The organism is Vibrio sp. 970, assembly GCF_033339075.1.
The window spans coordinates 68,795-86,125 of sequence record NZ_JAWOTW010000001.1 but is presented as its reverse complement, the minus strand read 5'-3'; the positions used below and the strand labels follow the sequence as shown (position 1 = coordinate 86,125).

At 45.0% G+C, this 17,331-nt stretch carries 16 protein-coding genes and 1 pseudogene; 7 read left to right on the top strand and 10 right to left on the bottom strand.

Going from position 1 to position 17,331, the window contains the following annotated elements; all coding sequences use genetic code 11:
• The first annotated feature begins 16 nt into the window (after positions 1 to 16).
• On the top strand, positions 17 to 451 hold the full coding sequence (locus tag R7Q11_RS00385; protein ID WP_005374106.1) for a hypothetical protein: 435 nt from the start codon (positions 17 to 19) through the stop codon (positions 449 to 451).
• A gap of 79 nt (positions 452 to 530) precedes the next feature.
• Here the strand turns inward: R7Q11_RS00385 and R7Q11_RS00380 are convergent, their stop codons facing one another.
• Entirely contained in the window at positions 531 to 1,070 is a 540-nt protein-coding gene (locus tag R7Q11_RS00380; RefSeq protein ID WP_203345276.1) for an NUDIX domain-containing protein, read from the bottom strand.
• A 51-nt stretch (positions 1,071 to 1,121) separates the two neighbouring features.
• Positions 1,122 to 1,796, bottom strand: coding sequence for a pyrimidine 5'-nucleotidase (gene yjjG, locus R7Q11_RS00375; RefSeq protein WP_225466076.1), 675 nt, complete (start codon positions 1,794 to 1,796; stop codon positions 1,122 to 1,124).
• A 138-nt stretch (positions 1,797 to 1,934) separates the two neighbouring features.
• On the opposite strand from yjjG, the gene R7Q11_RS00370 reads away from it, so the two are divergent.
• The 4 genes from R7Q11_RS00370 (at position 1,935) to R7Q11_RS00355 (ending at position 4,369) form a co-directional block, all read left to right on the top strand.
• Positions 1,935 to 2,858: a LysR family transcriptional regulator gene (locus tag R7Q11_RS00370; RefSeq protein ID WP_005374110.1), complete on the top strand. Its 924-nt coding sequence runs from the start codon at positions 1,935 to 1,937 to the stop codon at positions 2,856 to 2,858.
• A gap of 115 nt (positions 2,859 to 2,973) precedes the next feature.
• Complete coding sequence (locus R7Q11_RS00365) at positions 2,974 to 3,288, top strand: hypothetical protein (RefSeq protein ID WP_025637937.1); 315 nt, start codon at positions 2,974 to 2,976, stop codon at positions 3,286 to 3,288.
• A 47-nt stretch (positions 3,289 to 3,335) separates the two neighbouring features.
• Complete coding sequence (locus tag R7Q11_RS00360; RefSeq protein WP_213867539.1) at positions 3,336 to 4,022, top strand: helix-turn-helix transcriptional regulator; 687 nt, start codon at positions 3,336 to 3,338, stop codon at positions 4,020 to 4,022.
• A gap of 164 nt (positions 4,023 to 4,186) precedes the next feature.
• Complete coding sequence (locus tag R7Q11_RS00355; protein WP_005393690.1) at positions 4,187 to 4,369, top strand: hypothetical protein; 183 nt, start codon at positions 4,187 to 4,189, stop codon at positions 4,367 to 4,369.
• Between the two features lie 70 nt (positions 4,370 to 4,439).
• Here the strand turns inward: R7Q11_RS00355 and R7Q11_RS00350 are convergent, their stop codons facing one another.
• From R7Q11_RS00350 to R7Q11_RS00330, 5 genes and pseudogenes are all read right to left on the bottom strand, one after another.
• Positions 4,440 to 8,558, bottom strand: coding sequence for a M66 family metalloprotease (locus R7Q11_RS00350; protein WP_225466075.1), 4,119 nt, complete (start codon positions 8,556 to 8,558; stop codon positions 4,440 to 4,442).
• A gap of 31 nt (positions 8,559 to 8,589) precedes the next feature.
• The gene (locus R7Q11_RS00345) at positions 8,590 to 9,459 is read right to left on the bottom strand and encodes a hypothetical protein (RefSeq protein ID WP_225466074.1); all 870 of its coding nucleotides are present in this window, start codon (positions 9,457 to 9,459) and stop codon (positions 8,590 to 8,592) included.
• Between the two features lie 1,035 nt (positions 9,460 to 10,494).
• A pseudogene (locus R7Q11_RS00340) lies at positions 10,495 to 10,725 on the bottom strand (hypothetical protein).
• Positions 10,726 to 10,812: 87 nt separating this feature from the next.
• Complete coding sequence (locus R7Q11_RS00335; protein ID WP_031780875.1) at positions 10,813 to 11,367, bottom strand: sugar O-acetyltransferase; 555 nt, start codon at positions 11,365 to 11,367, stop codon at positions 10,813 to 10,815.
• Between the two features lie 129 nt (positions 11,368 to 11,496).
• A complete protein-coding gene (locus R7Q11_RS00330) occupies positions 11,497 to 11,895 on the bottom strand; it encodes an OsmC family protein (protein ID WP_172563698.1) in 399 nt (132 codons plus the stop codon).
• A 202-nt stretch (positions 11,896 to 12,097) separates the two neighbouring features.
• Here R7Q11_RS00330 and msrB point away from each other — a divergent pair, with 202 nt between their 5' ends.
• A complete protein-coding gene (gene msrB / locus R7Q11_RS00325) occupies positions 12,098 to 13,240 on the top strand; it encodes a peptide-methionine (R)-S-oxide reductase MsrB (protein ID WP_225466073.1) in 1,143 nt (380 codons plus the stop codon).
• Between the two features lie 37 nt (positions 13,241 to 13,277).
• On the top strand, positions 13,278 to 13,424 hold the full coding sequence (locus tag R7Q11_RS00320) for a DUF2256 domain-containing protein (RefSeq protein ID WP_005374142.1): 147 nt from the start codon (positions 13,278 to 13,280) through the stop codon (positions 13,422 to 13,424).
• A gap of 61 nt (positions 13,425 to 13,485) precedes the next feature.
• Here the strand turns inward: R7Q11_RS00320 and R7Q11_RS00315 are convergent, their stop codons facing one another.
• The 3 genes from R7Q11_RS00315 to R7Q11_RS00305 are packed head-to-tail and all read right to left on the bottom strand — an operon-like array spanning position 13,486 to position 17,089.
• Entirely contained in the window at positions 13,486 to 14,193 is a 708-nt protein-coding gene (locus R7Q11_RS00315; RefSeq protein WP_225466072.1) for an SDR family oxidoreductase, read from the bottom strand.
• Positions 14,193 to 15,737: a cryptochrome/photolyase family protein gene (locus tag R7Q11_RS00310; protein WP_225466071.1), complete on the bottom strand. Its 1,545-nt coding sequence runs from the start codon at positions 15,735 to 15,737 to the stop codon at positions 14,193 to 14,195. The genes R7Q11_RS00315 and R7Q11_RS00310 overlap by 1 nt, the downstream gene beginning before the upstream one ends.
• A complete protein-coding gene (locus R7Q11_RS00305) occupies positions 15,737 to 17,089 on the bottom strand; it encodes a DASH family cryptochrome (RefSeq protein ID WP_025768046.1) in 1,353 nt (450 codons plus the stop codon). Before R7Q11_RS00305 ends, R7Q11_RS00310 begins: the two co-directional genes overlap by 1 nt.
• Positions 17,090 to 17,331 lie beyond the last annotated feature (242 nt).

Here is a 17,331-nt window from a genome sequence, read left to right as displayed (position 1 = left end):
AAGGTAAGGAAAAGTTATGAAACTGTTCAACACCATCGCGCTCTGTCTTTTAGCGGCTGTAGCCTCTTTCCAATCGATTGCTGGAGACAACGATTGGGACAAGATTGCAGATAAAACCGTCAGTTTTAAATCGGAAACCGACACAGTCAATCCACTGTCACCATTTGCTAACGCTCGTTTCAGCCACATCAAAATCAAATGTACGCAAGGTACGGTCGATCTGAAAAGCGTTAAAGTAATCATGAAAGATGGTCAGGAAAAGACGTTCGACAGTTTAGGTGTTCTGACTAAAGGCATGTCATCAAGAAGCTTAAGCCTACCAACAAAAGATAACGCGAAGTTAGACAAAATCGAGTTGAACTATGAATCGGTTGGCAGCACTGCGCTGCAAGTCGCGGGGGTGACTAAAAAAGCGCAAGTGGAAATCTTAGGTAAGAAAATCGACGAGTAAGCGATGGCTCAACGAGCTCACCCAAACTAAAAACAGCGGCACTAGGCCGCTGTTTTCATTAAAAAATCGTCATGGATAACTAAATGAATTTCTTCAGCTTCGCCAAACCATAAGCGGCGATGGTGACACAATCTTTGATCGTGCCGTCGATCATCATCTGTTCGAACTCCTCAACAGAAAAAGCGCGAGTGATCAAATCCTCTTCTTCACTGTCGAGTTGATTGCCCACGTCCGTTAAATCAGTGGCGAAGTAGACGTGACATGTCTGATTCAAAAAGCCGTATGCGATAAACTGCGCGCCGACATACGCCATGGCGCTCGCCTGCATGCCCGTTTCTTCACGCAGCTCGCCTTTGGCAAGCTCAAGATGATCCGCATTTGGGTTTGATTCCCACGCCCCTTGTGGGATCTCCCAACAACGTTGACCTACGGTGTAACGGTACTGCTGAACCAAGTGAATCATCCCGTTATCGATAGCCAGAATCGCAGCACAATCAGGTTTGTCGACCACACCATAGATGCCCTCTGCGCCGCTCGGACGTAAAATTTTGTCCTCACGCACCGTCATCCACTTATTCTGGTAAACGACTTTGCTGTCTAGCTGTTTGATGTCTGACATGGTTATTCCTTGATTTTTCTGAGGGTTAGTGCGGAATAATACCCGATTCAGTTACGTCACCAAAATGTTCTTTAGTTCACTCAAAGACTCAACGGTGTAATTTGGTGCGATACGCTCATCGACGCTTGCGCCTGTGGTATTTAACCAGCAAGTTTCAATACCAAAATTATTACCACCCAGAATATCGGAATGCAGGTTGTCACCCACCATCAGTACGCGCGTTTTGCATGGGTTGCCCATTTGCTGCATCGCGTATTCAAAAATACCTAAGTCCGGTTTTGCTACGCCCACTTGTTCAGAGATCACCACTTTATCGAAGTACTCAGTCATCCCTGTGCGCTCAAGGCGAATTGCTTGCAACTCTGTAAAACCGTTGGTGATGATGCCCATTTTAGCTTTGCCTTGCAGCGCTTCCATCAGCTCTTTTGCACCTGGCAACAAGCTGCAAATATCGGCCATTGCTTCTAAAAATGCGCTGTTGAGATCTGCTGTTGTGGTATTCAACTTCTCAGCCCACTCGGTAAAACGCTTATGTTTTAGCTCATCTGCCGTTACTTTGCCGTCTTGGTAATCCACCCAAAGCGGTTTGTTTACGGTTTGGTAATGAGCAAAATCTTGTTCAGTAAAATCTACGCCTTTGCGAGAAAACATAAGCTGCAAACCTTTGAAAGCATCAAAGTGGAATAAGGTTTCGTCAGCGTCAAACAGGATCCAATCGTACTTCATTTTCTTCTTCCCAAAATCAAGGTCGTAATACTGGTGCATAGTCTAGATTGTTTTCTTCTTGAAGATAATCTCTATAATTGGAAATTAATTGTATCCTTGTGCTCAACAATAAATGCTTCACGATAATAGGAGATTGATGTGAACGCGATTGCCTCCCTGCCCGTTTTTGTTGCTGTTGTCGAATGCGGCAGCTTTTCCCTTGCGGCCAAACAGCTGAATCTGACGAAATCGGCGATCAGCAAACGCATCAACCAACTAGAAGACGATTTGGGCATTCGTCTCCTTAACCGAACGACGCGTAAGCTGAGTCTGACCGAAGCAGGAGAACGCTATTTTGAGTACGCCTCTCAAGCGCTCAACCTAGCCCAGCAAGGTGTAGACGCGGTATCGGAACTGCAAGGCTCTCCACAAGGTCGGCTCAAAATTACCGTGCCGATGTCTTTCGGTGTACTGCATATCGCACCTTTGATCAGCGAGTTTCTCGCTCGTTACCCGAAAATTGAAGTGGATTTAAACCTCGAAGACAAAATGGTCGATCTGGTTAAAGACGGTTTTGATTTGGGGATCCGTATTGGTGAACTCACCTCTTCCAATCTAATCGCAAAACGTCTCGCCCCTTGTAAAAGTGTGCTTTGTGCCTCACCAGATTACTTAGAGGAGTTTGGAACACCACAAAAACCAAGTGATTTAGTCGGTCACAACTGCCTGCGCTACTCCTATTTCCGTGGCGGCGTCGAATGGATGTTCATCAACAACGGCAGCGAATACAAGGTACTTCCAAAAGGAAACTTTATCGTCAATAACAGCGAAGCCATTCGCCAGTTGCTGTTAAGAGGTTCGGGCATTGCGCAACTGCCAACATTTATTGCAGGAAGAGACTTTGCCGCAGGAAATCTAAAACCGGTGATGGAAGAGTACTCTCTACCAGAACACGCCATTTATGCAGTGTTCCCTGAGCGCAAGCACATGCCGTTGAAAGTAAGGGCCTTTATCGATTTTATCAGCGAAAAACTCGGCACAGATTTACCTTACTGGGATCGTTACAACAGCCCAGAAAAATAACCATATTGATGATAAGTGAGTGAGATTTCACTACTGACATGTTCTGACATTCCATCCGCGTAACCTTATTTGGAACTCAACAGGCAATCCGCCAAAACCAATAAGGAATCACAATATGGAAACCGTTATCGAAACTGTGCAATTTCGTCTAACCGCAGGCACAACAGAGCAAGACGTGATCGCCGCTGCCAAACAGTCACAAACGTTTGTGAAGAATCTGCCGGGCTTTTTGTATCGCTCACTCAGTCACGAAGCGACTGACGGTGTGTGGACAGACATCATTTACTGGCGTTCAATGGACGATGCAAAACAGGCGGGAAAACAGATTAAGCAAGCCGTTGAATTTCAGCCTCTGTTATCAATGATTGACTGCGAAAGCTTCGAGCTTAAACATCACAACTTAAAAATGTGCAGTGAACTAGAGAAGTAATCAGCCACACTACCACTAACAACCAGTAGGTCTAGATAAGGAACATCATGAGCAAATCAGAACGACTGTTTGAGCTACTGACGCTTCTGCGCGCAAAGCGTTACGCCGTGACAGCGAAAGAGCTCGCAGAAAGAATGGAAGTTAGCGAACGTACGATTTATCGCGATATTCAGTCGTTGCTTAGTTCTGGTGTTCCGATTCAAGGTGAAGCAGGTGTTGGCTACCTGTTGCAAGCTGGCTCTCATCTGCCGCCTTTGATGTTCTCAGAAAAAGAGATGATGGCGCTTGAACTGGGTATGCGGATGGTTCGAGCCTGGTCGGATGTTGAACTCGCCGAAGCGTCTCACTCTGCGTCCACCAAAATACTTTCGGTATTGCCCGATAAGCTCAAACAACAAGTGGAAGATTGTCCGCTGATTGTGCCCGATTATCACACCCAATCCGAGACTGCCAAACGAGGGCAGCTTCTGCGCCACGCGATTGATCATCAGTTTAAGGTCAGTTTGGATTACCAAGATGAAAGCGGACAAGTGACCGAAAGAAAAATCCAACCGTTAGGCCAGTTCTTTTGGGGCAAAGTCTGGACGCTGGTCGCCTGGTGCGAATTGCGCGATGGCTACCGCCAGTTCCGCCTCGACCGTATCCAAGCACTGCGTATGCACGATGAAGAGTTTCAGAGTGCGGAAACCAAATCTCTCAAACATTATATTGCGCAGTATGAATCGAAAGATTGAGTATTTTTCATCCCTCCATCACAAGGATTCCAAATTGCTCTGCTCAATGCGAGATATTTGGAAAGGCACATTTAGTTAAACTAATGTTTCATTTTTAACAGATGCGCAACCAACCTAAGATCGTTAACTTAAGTAGCACGTCAACCACACCGGAGCGTGAAGCTATGAAAGTACTGATTCAATACACCCAAGCAGGGAAATATCGAGATCAAGCGTGGGAGTCTTTAACTCTTCGATCTAAAGGTGATATGCAGGCAGTTACCCCTTCTTATGCTGCCCAACTTATCGAACAAAGCAAAGCGACACTTGTGATGACAGAAGACGGACAGATCATCTTTCACTCCTAAATTCCATCAATCCTATGACGAAAAAGGCCTGCATTGCTGCAGGCCTTTGTATGAGTGAATTAAGAGTTATTTACTGGAAACTCACTGCCGTTGGTAGGCGATCAAGCATCTTGTAGTAATCACCAGCTACAGCGCCAATATCACCACGCAAATACGCTTGAATCATATTGAGATCTTTCAGCCAAAGTTCTTTGTCAGCATCTGAAGACGCCATGTACCCTGCGTACACATTGTCGACCGCGAACATCATGTCTTCGGCGTGATCGTTGTAAATCAAAAGCATCGCATCAGTGTAAGCTTCGAACGCTTTCAGCTCATCGTGCGCTTTACCACCTTTGTAGCTCAATGTGCCCGAAGTTGCATCGATGACCAAATCACCCGAAGTCACATTCGCTGTCGTAAAGTTGATGAAAGACTGGCTGAACGACAGCACACCTGCCGCGATATCCGCATCAATGGTTCGCTTCATTGCGTTGACCATTGGCGCATCCAGCAGCAATACAGGATCGTGGAACGCTGGGACAATCGCTGTTCGGAATGGCCCCCAAGCGCTATCGATGCTCTCTGCAACCTTGTTTAGTGTTGCATGCTCATAGCTATCTAGGTACGTTTTTAGATCGTAACCTTTGGACGTCACCAGTTGATTTGCGTAGTCGTAAGCCAGCTTGTTTGCTTTTGTTGCCACAAACTTCTCGCCGTCGATAACAAACTCAACCTTGTCACCCGCGATAATACCGTAGCGGTCTTGTTGCTTCGTAAACGTATCAAACTGAGATTGACCACGAGTCTTCACTGTGTAGTCGTAAGACTTCATTTGGCGCACACCCATTCTCAAGATGACATCGCCAACACGTCCGCGACCTTCTGCGCCAATATCAAGGAACCTTGCAATACCACGAGGCATTGGTGGTAGGGACTCCATTTGCTCAGTGATGTGTAGGTTCACGGTAACACCTTTTAGATTGGTGTATTCCTTACCGTCTTTACCCACCAATTTAACTGGCGTATTTAACGCATCATTTGCCACGATGTTGCCCATGATGTCTTCGTATTCAGCTTGCACCCCAGGGATATCAAGCAGCGATGCAAAGCTCACCTCATCGGTAAAACGGTTCGAGAATCGACGTGCTAAGAAGTGGCTCGCAAGCGCTTTGTCTGGCCAGTTACCCAACACAGACACCGCATTTGACCAAGGGTAATCCGGGTCAAAGCTACCAATTGAGTTTAGGAAGCGTCCATTCGCAGTTTCCGCAACAGCTATATAGCCCTCATCTGAATCTTCGATAAAGCGTGCTGCCAAATCATCAAAACAGCTGGCTGTTGAAAGATCGTAATCAGCCGGAATTTGGTGTGAGTTGTTGTCTAACAGTTGACCAAAAGAAATCACTTTTTGGTTGCCTGCCGCATTTTCTATCACACATTGATGCTCTGGTGTGCGCAAGATATCAAGGAAGAACGCCGCGGATTTTTTCGCCCCATTCGCATAATCACAGAACCATGAGTTATCGGCTTTGCCTTCGCTACAGTATTGAGGGTTTGAAGCAAGGCGCAATAAGAAATCACCCGGCTTATCCGTTGACGAAGTGTAACCTAAATTGGTGTACAGGTTATCGATGCGCTCAAGATCTTCCATCTTGTCACGGATAGCGCTCATTTCCATGTAACGGCGCACTAAGTAACCAGGATAATCGGACGAGAATAATCCTGTGGTCCCATATAACTCCAAGTTGCGTCGATCATAGCTATCGAGATAGTTCTGCCACTCGTAAGAAACAATTTCTTCTAGGTTTGTACCTTCGTCAAAACGGTTACAGTCGCTGTTTAGAGAAACGTTCCCATCGGTACAGAAATCGTAAGACTTACGCTCAATTTCATTCACTTTATCTAGGTAGTAAAGTGCGCCATAACGAGTTTTCGCATTCAGTTCAGGATCATCAGACAACGCAGCGATATCGAATCGGCTAAAGTCACAGTTGTAGAGTGATTTGCCTTTCTCGTCCCCCGTTAGCGCCTTCACTTCAGAACACACCATCAGCGATGTGTTGTCTGGATTGTTGCCAAACTTGTATGCAAAGCTTTGTTGGTAGGCTTGCTGATCAGCGAGGTAACGAGCATATGCCGCTTTGTCTTCATCGCTCGCACTGTCTGCCGGTTTCGCAACAGGTGTAGGAGCTGAACCTGAAGAATCTTGAATCGTCTCGACTTTACGGCCGTAGCCGAACTTAAACGCCGCAATGTCGTACAGACCCCAAGTTGGCGTTTCATCCAACATGCTTGGTGCGTAGTCCATTGTCGAACTGTAAGCAGGAATGTTGTTCAAGCCGAGTTGATGCGCTTGCTCTAGCGTGTAGTAGTTCGCTTTGTCATTTGAGCCTTTAAAGTTATGGCGCAGACCCATGTTATGACCAAGCTCGTGAACAAGCGTATTGCTGTAAGTCGCAACCGTAATCGCATCTGCGGCTTTCACTTGCAACTCTTTTGGCAGGTATTTCCAACGCTTAAGCTGACGCGATACTTCGTTACCTGCGTCATCAAGTTTGATCTCAAAGTAACGCTCGTCATCCAACTTCAAGTTGTCCAACATGGCCTTGTTGGTTGAAGAAACCCACGACGCTTCGATTGGATAGACGTTGTTCTCTGCCCAGAAAGACAAACGGTTCTCTTCAGCTTCAACCACCTTTTCAAACTCCATGTCATCATTGAAGTTTTTCATTAGCTGAGTTGGGCTCTTCGTCGCTGCTTTTCCAGAAACGATGTCTTCTTTTGAAACGAGCGGCGCATGAATGTTTTCATCCGATTTCAGGCTCGCCATCGCCGCCATTGTAGAAAGCGCTTCAATTCTATCCGCAACTTCTGTTTTCACAGATTCGCTGCTGGTTGGCAATGGATCTAAGCCATCTAAGTCCAGTTGATTACGATTATAGAAACGCGCCAAGTTATCCCAATAGAAAGGCACACCCGTTCTTGCAACGCCTGCGTATTGGTTCACGTGGCCTTTGATGATTTCCCCCGTCATCGGGTTAGAAACCGACGGGCCATAGCCAAGCAGACCGTTAGCTAAAGGCTCGTCAATCAGGTTAATCACGTTGTAACGCAGATCTCCTGGGTGAATACCAGCCGCTTTGGTTTTGTTCACAATCTCGATTTCAGGCTTGCCTGCATCCGCCCCAAATACATTCAGCGCTTGGTTCATCCTGTCGATCGATTGCAGCGTTGCATCCAAGAACAACTTGTTCTTCTCTTCAAAGAAATTGTCGCTCAAGTAATATTTGATAGAGCCTTGATCTGGGTTGAAACGATTGAGGTAAACCACATCACGGTCGTATTTATTCGTGACTGGGTTAAGCTTTTTCGTCGATGTGGTGAAGAAACCAATGTCGTTCTCATCACCCACTGGGTACAAGATCGGTTGGTAACCTTCGGTTGCCACTTCACTTTCGTGCACTAACGAGTAGTAGAAACGAGATTTAAACGCGCCATCCACAAGCGCTTCATCCAAGCTCGCTTTCGTTGCAAAGTTGATGTAGTCAGAAATATTATCTAAATCGATACGGAACGTGCGCTCTAGTTCGAAATTGAGAAGACCGTTTTTAGGGTCAAAGTCCCACGAGATCAATCGTGGTGCGCCAATTTCATCAATGCCCTCGGTAATGCCATACAGATCTTCCATATTGAATTCTGCAATTTCGAGATCTTCAGGGCGAGGAGTGAAGTGGGTTTTCTTCTTGTAGTTTAGGCTTGCGTCTTCGTTGGTTTCTTCTTTGTTGGTGCAATCACCATGCGCGTCTTCTTGACAGCGATACGCCGCAAAGTCACCCGGAATCGTCAGCACTTGCGCGAAGTTAACGCCGTCGTCGTCTGCGACAAATTTCTCTTCACCGCAGTAGTTATTAGCATCTTTGCTTAGATGCGCGTCTGGGTAGTTTTTATCGTAACTGCGAACTTCCAGACCTTCTTTGGTAAAACAAAGCTCAACGTAACGAGGTGAACCTTGTAAGAATGGGAATTGGTTAAGAGCAAAGCGTGGAGCGGCACCAGTCGTCGGAACGTAAAACCAACGACCGTCTTTAAGATCTTTTACTGCGACTTCTTTTGCATCTCTTTCGACATAGTCATACGCCTGATCATCTGCGCCACAGCCTGCAAGTGCGGCCGTTATTGCTGACACCAGAGTCAATTTTTTAAACATTATTTGGATATCCTTAATTGTTGTAGTTTTCCTAGAAGGAGTAAGTCACTGTCACGATGTAAGACGCTTTCTCTTGGTCCAACAAATCGATGTTGCCCAAGGTGCCTCGCTCTGCATCTTGATAGAAACCCGTTGATGATGCCGCGAGTAGCAATGACCAGCTTTCATCAAACTCGTATGTGCCGTACAACGCCCCCTCATACTGCCAACTGCTTCTGCGCGTACCTTGATAACTGATGCTGTTACCACCTAACGCCGTAATCCCCACTGCGAACGATTCCCACGACTTTTCCGCAACAGCAAACAACGAGTAAGTCCACTCAGTCAGCGAGCGTCCACCCATGGTTTTGTATTCGTGGAAATTTTTTCTCAGTCTTGGCGAAACCGAAAAATCGACGCTCCAAACTGAAAAAGAGATCGGCACATCTAAACGAACCGCGGTGTGCAGTTCATCTTTACGAGATGTTTCTGAAGTTGGAATGGTGAGCTGACCCGCAACGCCGATTTTCCCTGTATCTCCAAAGCGATATAGGTTCGTGTATTGCAAGCCCAACACCGAATCTGTCGCGTAGGTGCCGACTTCATCTTCTAGGGCACGATAGCCCCCCGTAGAAAAATAGGCTTTTGTGTCGCTCGAAAAGGAATAAACGAGATCGCCTCCCCACGAGAAATTGCGGACAGAACGGTAGTCGTCTTTATCGTAAATGTTTGTATCGTAAGATAGGTAAACGGCCCCACTAAACTTACAAACAATACAGGACGTATCTCCTTCATTTTGTGTAGATTCAGGCGTGCTAGTGCTATCAATTACACTCGTTTCCACCGCGAATGATGGCGCTGAAAACAGCGTACCCAACAACATTGCAAGCGGCGTCATCATCCACTTTGTTGTGTGCTGCATGTTTTGAAACTTCCATGAGAATTAAGTTCATTTGAATAAACTTAAAGACAAACAGATTATTGGGATGAAATTCCATAAAAATTCAGATAATCAACCCCAATAAACCTATCAACCATAAAATTACTCTTATGGTTAAATCCTTATTTAACTTTTTAATACTATTTATCTGAGTATTGTTGCGTTCTACTTTGCTTAAAAACGTACTTTAAAATGACTTTTTATAAATAAAGCCACACACCACAACATTAAAGAAGCAGCAAAGCAACGTCATTAAAACAAAAGTTAAAAGATAATTATTATCAACAACTTAAAATCAACAAAAACAGTTAAAATGAATGAGTAAAAATGTATAAGTTAAAATACAATAAAAATACAAGAACATCATTCCGTTTAATTTTAGTCGTTATTGTATTGAGAGAGTTTAATTTTCAATTTCTAAAATTGGTGGGATACACATAAGAGAAATCATCAAAACCATCCGTTGTTAATAATGAATTTCGCATTTAAAACAAAAGATAGAAACAAGATCAAATTCATGTTTTCTAATATATCCATTCAACCTTTCACAAGTTTGAATAGAAAATCAAACCTTTAGTCAATCTAAAAACAAAAAAACATTCACCAAGTGAATACACAAAAGATAAATCAAAACTAAATAGCACATACGGTCAGCATATTTGTGAATTACTATTCATTAATTATTTTTTTATAAATTAAACGTTAATGTGACCAATTTCACACAATTGCGCTACATACAACATAAAGCAAACGAAATTTAAGTGTTTACTGACCCAAAACGTGTCGATAGAACAGAGTTTAAACATCGAGCTGAAACACGTATTTCCCACCAAAATTTATTATATATAGCAGTGAGTTATCTGTATCCAAGCGGTTAAAATGCGTACTGATGTGACTCATATTTGAGAGAGGAACACAAGAAGAGCAAAAGCACTAAAAGAGGATGATGCGACTTGAATAACCAGTGCTTCAAACCGCACTTATGAACTTATGCAGAGAAAGAAGGACTATCAGTTACTATTGAATGGTTTTATGACCACAGTTTTCGCAGATCAAATGACGTTCAAATTCATCCATAGAGGCAAGGAAGGCGCCGAATACTACACTTTTGAGAAAGCCAGCGATGAACTCTTTCTTTTTGCGATTTTTATCACCTTCAAAACCACTTTTTTTCTAACTAACACCACGACATGATGCGTTTCTACCCCCACATGTAGGGCACATGAGGACTTCTGTCTTGTTCGACATCTTAGACTCCTTGATGAATTATCCCTTTCTGCTGGCATGATTCTCTTACGCCTGTAAAGCGAGTCATCATGCCATCACTATCGATTCTTACTCTTCTTCGTTGAGACGACGAATCAACTTAGCTGGCGTGCCTCCGTATAGACAATCTGGCGGCACATCATGGTTAACGACCGAGTTCGCCGCAATCACCGAGCGAGCGCCAACTGTTACACCTTGGTTGATGACGGAATTTCCGCCAATCCACACATCATCTTCAATCGTGATAGGTTTACAAAACGTTTCCCAACGTCGACGACTTCGGTAATCAACAGAATGAGAAGCGGTATAAAATTGCACGCTCGGTCCAATGAGCACGTGGTTCCCGATGGTAATTTTGGCACCATCGAGCATGACCACGTTCATGTTGATAAAGGTTTCTTCACCTATTTCGATGGTCTTACCAAATTCACAATGAAAAGGGGACTGGACAATACAACGGCCTACCTTGCCAAATAGCTGCTTTTGCAATTCGTCGCGCTGACTTTCGTCGGTGTTATTATTAAGTGCTCTAAGTGCTTGAAGAGCATGGCTTCTAATGGCGTCAATTTCTTTGTCCATGCCATCAAAGACCTGGCCAGACATCATTTTTTCTAGTTCTGTCACTGGAAGACTCCTACAACCTGCAATTACTGCTTTCAGATTCTTCACAAGGTACGTGAATTGCGAAATAAAAAAAGAGAAAAGCCCGGACTTTTCTCTTTCCTGTTTTTATATTTTGTGGAGTCTGTCGGCTTACACAATTTCCCAGCTGTGGGTCATCTCAACACCTTCACCTAGCATTAAGCAAACCGAGCAGTATTTTTCTAGCGAGTCAGCCGCCACTTTTGCTACGACTGCTGGGTCAAGCTCGTCACCTGACACTTCAAAGTGGATATTCACTTGCGTAAAGATACGCGGTGCGGTTTCACGACGCTCTGTGGTTAGCTTGGCATTAACTGACGAAACCTTTTGGCCTGCTGTTTTCAAACCATCAACAACATCGACAGAGCTACAGCCACCAGCAGCCATTAGTACCATTTCCATTGGGCTTGGTGCGGTTGCACCACCATTGCCATCCATCACTACGGAGTGGCCCGACTGAGATTGCCCAAGGAATTTAAAATCTTCTATCCATTTAACTTCAGCTTGCATGATTTACCTCATTTAGCATCGCTTATTCAAGGCATCGTTGCCCTTACTAGCGGTGTGTTTCTTGTCGATACTTTAGCTCTATCGCATAAAAGGGCAACGGAATTTTCAACATTACTGTAATTTTTTCGCTCGGTTACCTTTCTCTATACGTAACACTTTTTATTTAAGTAACACTTTCTACAAAAATAACGATGAGGTAGCTATGAAGAATATGTCTAAGTTATTGGCCGGTTTCTCCTTCGCACTTCCAGTCTTGTTTCTACTATTGAGTAAAACAGGTACCGCCGATACGATGGATAAGCTGAAGGCTTCAGAGAATACAAGAATCGCAACGCTAGCTGGCGGTTGTTTCTGGTGTACAGAATCGGATTTAGAGCAACTGCCCGGCGTAATCGATGTTGTATCAGGTTATTCAGGTGGTCATATTGAAAACCCGACTTACCGCCAAGTCTCTTCTGGTAAATCTGGTCATATTGAAGTGATTGAGGTGAAGTACGATCCTGCTGTTGTGAACTACGAACAAGTGCTGGATTACTTCTTCCGTCATATCGACCCTACCGACGATAAAGGTTCATTTGTTGACCGTGGTCCTCAATACCGTCCAGCGATCTTCTACCATAATGCGGAGCAAAAGCAGATTGCTAAGCAGTTTATGATGGAAATCGACAAGGCGATGATCTATCCAAAACCGTTGAAAACAGAGCTGATCGAGTTTGAAAAGTTTTACCCTGCGGAGTCGTACCATCAGGATTACTACAAGAAGAGTAGCTTGAAGTACAAATACTACCGCTACGCATCAGGTCGCGATAAATATCTCGACGAAGTATTTGGTGAAGATCGAAAAGAAAGTCCTAAAACACTTCGACAGTTGATTGAAGAAAAAAAGCTGCTTTCGAAAGTGAAAGCGTACAGTAAACCTGCTCAGTCTGAAATCAAATCAAACTTAACAGAGCTACAGTATTACGTGACGCAAGAAGAAGGCACGGAGCGTCCGTTTGATAATGAATACTGGGACAACAAAGAAGCGGGAATTTATGTGGATATTGTGACCGGTGAACCGCTATTTTCTTCTACTGATAAATACAAATCTGGCACAGGTTGGCCAAGCTTTACTCGACCAATTAACCCGGGTTACATCGTGGAGAAAACCGATTATAAACTGCTCTACCCTAGAACGGAGATCCGCAGTAAGTTTGGTGATTCACACCTAGGTCATGTGTTTAAAGATGGTCCGAAGCCGACGGGATTACGCTATTGCATGAACTCTGCTGCGATGAAATTTGTACCTGTGAACAAGATGGCGAGTTTAGGCTACGGCGAGTACCTGTACCTATTTGATAAGTAGCTAGTTTTAACCAAATTAGGAGTGAACATTCAGCGCGATGAAAGGTTTTAAATCCAACCTTCCCATGAAAGTCTGTCCGGTCTGTCAGCGCCCATTTTCTTGGAGAAAGAAGTGGGCGCGAAATTGGGAGGAAATCGTTTATTGTTCTGAGCGTTGCCGAAGAAATAAATCAACGAAAACGTAGGTCACTCCGAACCTCTCTGGAGAACGCTATTTCCTTTGTATTAACGTTTGTACGCGTTCTCTTACCAAGGCAATAACGTCCCGTCATAAGCCCAAAACGCCCCGCTATCTTGCGGGGTTGCTTTTTCTATCAAGCCTAATAGATCCTTAGCTACTCGCTCTGGTGTGAACAGCTTTCCCTCTGGCACATTGGTTTGAAAAGGTGCCGACAAAGCGGTGTCTGTAGTACCTGGGTGAAGTGACAGCACCGTGCCATGTTTGACCATTCTTTGCCATTCGATCGACATGGTTTTAAGGAACATGTTTAATGCGGCTTTCGATGCTCGATAGCTGTACCAACCACCTAACTGATTATCGCAAATGCTGCCAACTTTGGCCGAAATGGTCGCAAACTTAGGTGCAGTACTGCGTTTTAGTTTGGGCGTGAAGTATTTCGCCAACAGCAAACTTGGCAAAGTATTAACCGTGATGGTTTGCTGAAAGAAGTCTGCGTCGAGCGAGCTAAGATTCTTCTCAGGACCTTTCTCTTGGGTGTGCAACATACCAACACAGTTCACCAACCAATCGACGTGTTCAATCTGCTCACTGAACGCTTTTACCTGCTCGTCTTGCGATACATCCACTTGATGCCAAACGACATTTGGGTGTTGCCAATCTGGTTGCTGCTTACGATAAGTGGCATGCACGCGAGCTTGAGGAAACCGAGCTGCGGCTTCTCTCACCATCGCCAAACCAATTCCACCATTGCCACCGACGATGAGTATTTCCATCACAAGTTCTCCACGTTTTCTATGTAGTGCTCTGCGGTATCAAGAATCGCTTGGCGTTGCTGTTCTTCCATGTTGTCCCAAGAGCGGAAAATCATCCCGATTCGTGGATTGGCTGCGAGGCGCTTGTCGTGCTTGTTCATAAAGCGCCAATAAAGGCTGTTAAACGGACACGATCCTTCCCCACTCCTCGCCTTATTGTCGTAATGGCAACCCTTACAGTAGTCGCTCATTTTGTTGATGTAAGAACCACTCGCCGCGTAAGGTTTGGTGCCAACAATGCCGCCATCCGCAAACAATGCCATGCCACGTGTGTTCGGCATTTCGACCCATTCAATCGCATCAACATAGATACCGAGATACCACTCATCCACTTGATCTGGGTCGATCTCGGTTAGCAAGCAAAAGTTACCAGTGACCATCAAACGTTGGATGTGGTGTGCGTAGGCGTAATCGAGGGACTGCCCAATCGCATTGCGCATACAGGCCATTTTGGTTTCGCCACTCCAAAAGAAGTTTGGCAGCTTTCTTTCTGCGCCCAACTCGTTCTTTTTCGGGTAATGAGGCATGTTCGCCCAATAGACGCCTCGAATGTACTCTCGCCATCCTAATATTTGGCGAATAAACCCTTCAACTTGAGAAATGTCGATGTCCGCGTTGGAATGAAATGCCTTGAGTGAAGCATCAATGACTTCTCTCGGGTGCAGTAATTTGCTGTTAAGCGAGAATGAAATTCGGCTGTGATACAAGCTCCACTTAGCGTCGTGCTGGCCTGTCATAGCATCTTGAAAACGTCCGAATAACGGCAGACAGACTTGGCAGAAATGCGCGAGTAAAGAGAGGCTTTGCGCGCGATTGATCGGCCACAACAAGTCTCCTTCGAGATTTCCGATAGTTTTGATGTCATGTCGTGCCAACCGCTCAGTAATATCGCGCACGTCGGTACTGAACATCAAAGGTTGTGGCAGTTGTTCAATGTCTTTGGCTTTGAGCTTGTTACGATTATTGGCATCGTAATTCCATTTTCCGCCGACGGGCTTTCCGTCTTGCATCAAGATGTCGAAGCGCTTGCGCATACGGCGGTAAAAGTGCTCCATCATGATGTGTTTACCTTGAGGAAACTGCGATTCTATTTCCTCAAACGGCAACAAAAAATGTTCCGAGTCGACACAACGCGTCACGACCCCATCAAGCTTTAGTTTGGCTAACTGCTCCAGAAGACGGTATTCATCCGGGCGTTGATATTCAAACTTACTTGCACCAACTTCACTCGCGTAGTGTTGCAAGACTTGCTCAAGATCGTCGAAGGATTGTGTGTCATCCAACGTGAGGTGCAGAACTTGGTGACCTTCACTCTGACGCTCTTTCGCAAACTGTTCCATTGCGGAAAAGAACGCACACACTTTCTGAATATGATGCGTGACGTAAGTATTCTCTTGCTTGAGCTCCGCAATCAGGTAAAGCACTTGCTCATCCGGTTGCTGAAACCAAGAGTGCTCACTGTTAAGTTGATCGCCCAAGATCAATCGTACGGTTTCAAATTGCATTACGGTTTCTCCGATGACGAAGCTTTGTCACTGCTGCCCATCACAATCGGCCAATCGACCATGTCTACACTATCCAAATGCGCGCCAGGACAACGACCTTGCCACCTATCGATGAACTCCATGTGCGGGTCGTACATTTCGGTTTGCTTTTCGAGGTTGAATTGTCGTGAACCACGCGGATCAGCACCAACGCCCGCTAGGTATTGCCAATTTCCCCAGTTTGATGCCACATCGTAATCAACCAGTTGTGACTCAAAGTACGCCGCGCCATAACGCCAATCGAGGCCAAGCTCATGCACTAAACAACTGGCGACTAACTGTCTGCCACGATTCGACATATAACCGGTTTCATTAAGCTGGTGCATACACGCGTTCACGATAGGAAATGGCGTTTCACCTTTCTTCCATTGTTGAAAACGGTGCGCATAAAAGCTGGTGAGTGGTGCTTGATTTTGGATGCCACCGAATCGGAACAGCTGCCGCTTGTATCGACGGGCATACCAATAAAAGTATTCACGCCAAAGCAGTTCGAAGTAAATCCAATAGGTTGAATCATTTGCGCCATTCGCGGCTTCATAACGTTTCAACATGGCATAAATAGTTTTCGGAGAAACGCACCCATGAGCTAGCCAAGGAGAGAACTTGGTGGAGTAATCCATGCCATCTAAACCATTGCGTGTTTGTTTGTATTCACTGGCTAGTGTGGAAGCAAAATACTGGCGACAATGTTCAAGCCCGCGGCTTTCTCCACCATGAAACGCAGCTTTTGTGTCAAAGTAATATGCAGTAACGGAAGGAAGATTCACACCTAAGGGAATTGGAGGTAACGAACGGACACTCTCGTGGGGCCGAGAGATGTCTAAACCTTCAACTTGCTTTCTAAACTGCGTGAAAGTGGTAGGCAGATTGCTCAAGTCAAATGGCAGTTGTTCTTCCCTTAACAGGGTCCGGATTGCTTGCTGTTTTATTTTTACATGAGACGCGCCTTCAACTGCGCGATCTAACGCTTGTTGCTCATCCGAACCGGGAAAGGCGTCAGCATATATATGTGTGACGCCGAAGCGATTAACAGCATACTTGATTGCTTGATCGGGCGTTAGTTCAACCGCCCATAATCGCTGACCAAGGTGATTCAAAGATTGATTGAGTTCACTAAGCGATGAGTCGAGAAACTGCAATTTCGCGCGCCCGAAAGAGGCTTCCTGCGCAAAGTGATGCAAGTAAGGCGTCATTGAAGGGTAGCAATACAAGCAAATTAACTCGTCCATTTCTACACTGGCGCTTTTCAACAGTGGGTTGTCGTGCAATCGCAAGTCGTTCGTGAACCAATAAAGTCCTATTTTCTTTTTCAATTCGCACCCTCAGATGTTAATTCTTCGTCTACGAGTTCTTTTCACGGAGACCCTGACGTTAAGCCTTTTGATTTACTTGCTTTTATACGAAAACGAGAGTTTGACGATCATTAGGTTACTAACGTTCACACGGAATCCATTTGCTGGATATCTCAAAACACGCAATACCACCAAATTCCTGTACATGTTTCATACTGATATTTTATAAAATTTGAATCCAACGGTATTGATCACGATCTTAA

Bases quoted from the DNA above. Each gene is read 5' to 3' on its own strand.
- R7Q11_RS00385 (WP_005374106.1), top strand. From the start codon at position 17: ATGAAACTGTTCAACACCATCGCGCTCTGTCTTTTAGCGGCTGTAGCC.
- R7Q11_RS00380 (WP_203345276.1), bottom strand. From the start codon at position 1,070: ATGTCAGACATCAAACAGCTAGACAGCAAAGTCGTTTACCAGAATAAG.
- yjjG (WP_225466076.1), bottom strand. From the start codon at position 1,796: ATGAAGTACGATTGGATCCTGTTTGACGCTGACGAAACCTTATTCCAC.
- R7Q11_RS00365 (WP_025637937.1), top strand. From the start codon at position 2,974: ATGGAAACCGTTATCGAAACTGTGCAATTTCGTCTAACCGCAGGCACA.
- R7Q11_RS00360 (WP_213867539.1), top strand. From the start codon at position 3,336: ATGAGCAAATCAGAACGACTGTTTGAGCTACTGACGCTTCTGCGCGCA.
- R7Q11_RS00355 (WP_005393690.1), top strand. From the start codon at position 4,187: ATGAAAGTACTGATTCAATACACCCAAGCAGGGAAATATCGAGATCAA.
- R7Q11_RS00350 (WP_225466075.1), bottom strand. From the start codon at position 8,558: ATGTTTAAAAAATTGACTCTGGTGTCAGCAATAACGGCCGCACTTGCA.
- R7Q11_RS00345 (WP_225466074.1), bottom strand. From the start codon at position 9,459: ATGCAGCACACAACAAAGTGGATGATGACGCCGCTTGCAATGTTGTTG.
- R7Q11_RS00330 (WP_172563698.1), bottom strand. From the start codon at position 11,895: ATGCAAGCTGAAGTTAAATGGATAGAAGATTTTAAATTCCTTGGGCAA.
- msrB (WP_225466073.1), top strand. From the start codon at position 12,098: ATGAAGAATATGTCTAAGTTATTGGCCGGTTTCTCCTTCGCACTTCCA.
- R7Q11_RS00320 (WP_005374142.1), top strand. From the start codon at position 13,278: ATGAAAGGTTTTAAATCCAACCTTCCCATGAAAGTCTGTCCGGTCTGT.
- R7Q11_RS00315 (WP_225466072.1), bottom strand. From the start codon at position 14,193: ATGGAAATACTCATCGTCGGTGGCAATGGTGGAATTGGTTTGGCGATG.
- R7Q11_RS00310 (WP_225466071.1), bottom strand. From the start codon at position 15,737: ATGCAATTTGAAACCGTACGATTGATCTTGGGCGATCAACTTAACAGT.